The following is a 2,800-nucleotide window of genomic DNA, read 5'->3' as shown; positions in this document are numbered from 1 at the left end:
GCCTGGCGCAGCGCCCGATCGAGCTCGTGCGCCGCCGGCAGATCGCCCGCGATCGGCTGCGGCAGAACGCGTGGCGCGGCGATGGTCATGACCCTGCACTCTCGGAATGACGCAACTGCATCCGGCGATGCAGCGCCGAAAGCCGGCCGTCGCCGGTCGGCTGATAGAACACCGAGTAGCGCTTCACGGTCTGGGCGAAGGCCTCGGCATCGGCATCCTTCTTGACCTCGAAGGCGTCGAAGCCGGCGCGCAGCATGAAGACGAACTGGTCGCGCAGCACCTGGCCGGTGGCCCGCAATTCGCCGTGATAGGAAAACCGCTCACGCAGCAACCGCGCCTGGCTATAGGCCCGGCCGTCGCGAAAGTTCGGAAACACCAGCGCCACCGCCGCGAGCCGGCCGAGATGAGGCACGAGATCGTCGACGTCGCGGTTGTTCGGCCAGATCACGCCGACCTTGCCCGCACGCTGCAACAGCGGCTCGGGATCTGCGAGAAAGCGTGCTGCCGACACCAGAATGTCGCCAGCCGCGGGCGGCTCGGCGCCATCGGCGACCGCAGCAAAACTGTCGCCGGTGATCTTTCCGCCCTTAACGAGTGGCATAAACGCGCTCCCTGAATGGTTCGACGCCGAGCCGCTTCACCGCGTCGACGAACAGTTCGTCCGGTTGAGCGCGCAACGCGAGATAGGCTTCGACGATATCCTCGATCACGTCGGCGACTTCGGCATAGGGCACCGCGGGCCCGATCAAGGTGCCGAGTTCAGCGTTCTCGTCGGCGCGGCCGCCGATCGTGATCTGATAGACCTCCTCGCCGTTCTTCTCGACGCCGAGGATGCCGATATGGCCGACATGGTGATGGCCGCAGGCATTGATGCAGCCGGAGATGTTGATGTGCAGCCGCCCGATCAGTTCGGCGGTGTCGTGATTGGCGAAGCGCCGCGTCAGTTCCTGCGCGATCGGGATCGAGCGGGCATTGGCGAGCGAGCAATAATCCAGCCCCGGGCAGGCGATGATGTCGGACACCAGGTTGACGTTCGGCGTGGCCAGGCCGATCGCGTCGAGCGCCTTCCACAGCGCCGGCAGGTCGCGTCGCGCGACATGCGGCAGCGCCAGGTTCTGCTCATGGCCGACGCGGATTTCGCCGAACGAATATTTGTCGGCGAGATCGGCGAGCGCGTCCATCTGCTCGGCGGTGGCATCGCCGGGCGGGCCGCCGATCGGCTTCAACGACAGCGTCACGATGGCATAGCCCGGCACCTTGTGCGGAAACACCGCGTTCTTGCGCCAGCGCTCGAACTCCGGGTCATGCGCCGCCTGCTTCAGCTCATCCGGCATGTGCGACAGCTTTTCGTAGGCCGGATAGAAGAAGCGGGCGCGGATGTCCTCGATCATCTCGTCATCGAGCTTCAGCGCGCCCTCGCGCATCGCCTGCCATTCGTCCTCGACCTCCTGGGCGAATTTCTCGACGCCGAGCTCGTGCACCAGGATCTTGATGCGCGCCTTGTAGATGTTGTCGCGGCGGCCATACTGGTTGTAGACGCGCATGACGGCTTCGACATAGCTCAACAGATCATGGCCGTGCACGAACGGCTTGATGGTCTTGCCGATGAAGGGCGTGCGGCCGAGCCCGCCGCCGACCAGCACCTCGAATCCGGTCTCGCCCTCCGCATTCTTGTGCAGGCGCAGGCCGAGATCGTGGATCTTGATCGCGGCGCGATCGTGCGGGGACGCGGTGATCGCGAACTTGAACTTGCGCGGCAGGAACGAGAATTCCGGATGCAGCGTGGTGTATTGCCTGAGGATTTCGGCCCAGATGCGGGGATCCTCGATCTCGCCGGGCGCCACCCCCGCCCATTGGTCCGAGGTCACGTTGCGGGTGTTGTTGCCTGAGGTCTGCATGGCATGAATGCCGACCTCGGCGAGGTCGGCCAGCGCATCCGGCAATTCGGCGAGCTTGATCCAGTTGAACTGGATGTTCTGCCGCGTGGTGAAATGGCCATAGCCGCGGTCGTAGCGCCGCGCCACATGGGCGAGCTTGCGCAGCTGCGCCGACGACAGCGTGCCATAGGGGATGGCGACGCGCAGCATATAGGCGTGCAGCTGCAGATAGACGCCGTTCTGCAACCGCAGCATCTTGAATTCGTCCTCGGTCAGTTCGCCGGACAGCCGGCGCTTCACCTGATCGCGGAATTCGGACACGCGCTCATTGACCAGCGTGCGGTCGATCTCGTCATATGCGTACATGTGGTTTGAGCCTTACACTTGAACCGGCAGGCCGATCGTGACGCCGGCGCGGCGAATCTGCTCGCGCAGATTGCCCGGTTCGATCTTGCCGTCATCCCTGATCTCGACCGGCGCGATATAGGGACCGATCGCGCCGAGGTCGTCGGCGGTGGCTTCGGCGAGCAGCGTGCGGGCCTCGTCGGCGGCGCGCACGATCGCGGCGTGGGACAGATCGGTCGACCAGTCCTTCGCAGCGGTGCGATAGATCACGACGCCGTCCCAGGTCCGGTTGGCAGTGACGATCGATGGGCCGGTGATGCGGATTTTCTGTTGCAGGGGAGAGGTCATTCGGCGGCTTCCAGCAGGTCAGAGAGGGTTTGATCGAGAGACTGGCGGCGCCACGGCGCGGAATGCCTGACGACGTCGCCGATGATGAGCAGGGCCGGGCCGCCGTCGATCTCGTCCACCAGGCCGGGCAGTTGATCGAGCGTGCCGACGGCGCAGCGCGCGTCCGGCTGCGTCACCCGCGCGAACACGCCGACCGGAGTCTGCGGCGAGCGCCCGGCGGCGAGCAGGCC

3 protein-coding genes and 1 pseudogene are annotated in these 2,800 nt (G+C 65.5%); all 4 read right to left on the bottom strand.

Features of this window, described 5'->3' with window-relative positions; translation table 11 throughout:
* Positions 1–85 precede the first annotated feature (85 nt).
* The gene (locus WCB02_RS35075; protein ID WP_423965905.1) at positions 86–601 is read right to left on the bottom strand and encodes a DUF934 domain-containing protein; all 516 of its coding nucleotides are present in this window, start codon (positions 599–601) and stop codon (positions 86–88) included.
* Positions 588–2,243, bottom strand: a complete 1,656-nt coding sequence (locus tag WCB02_RS35070) for a nitrite/sulfite reductase (protein ID WP_423965902.1) — start codon at positions 2,241–2,243, stop codon at positions 588–590. Before WCB02_RS35070 ends, WCB02_RS35075 begins: the two co-directional genes overlap by 14 nt.
* A 12-nt stretch (positions 2,244–2,255) precedes the next feature.
* On the bottom strand, positions 2,256–2,570 hold the full coding sequence (locus WCB02_RS35065; RefSeq protein ID WP_423965899.1) for a DUF2849 domain-containing protein: 315 nt from the start codon (positions 2,568–2,570) through the stop codon (positions 2,256–2,258).
* Positions 2,567–2,800 (bottom strand): annotated as a pseudogene (locus WCB02_RS35060) (siroheme synthase CysG); the annotation flags it as partial. The gene WCB02_RS35065 and the pseudogene WCB02_RS35060, both read right to left, overlap by 4 nt.

Origin of the sequence: Bradyrhizobium sp., from assembly GCF_049581145.1 — a bacterium.
GTDB lineage: Bacteria > Pseudomonadota > Alphaproteobacteria > Rhizobiales > Xanthobacteraceae > Bradyrhizobium.
This window is presented reverse-complemented; position numbering and strand designations above follow the sequence as displayed.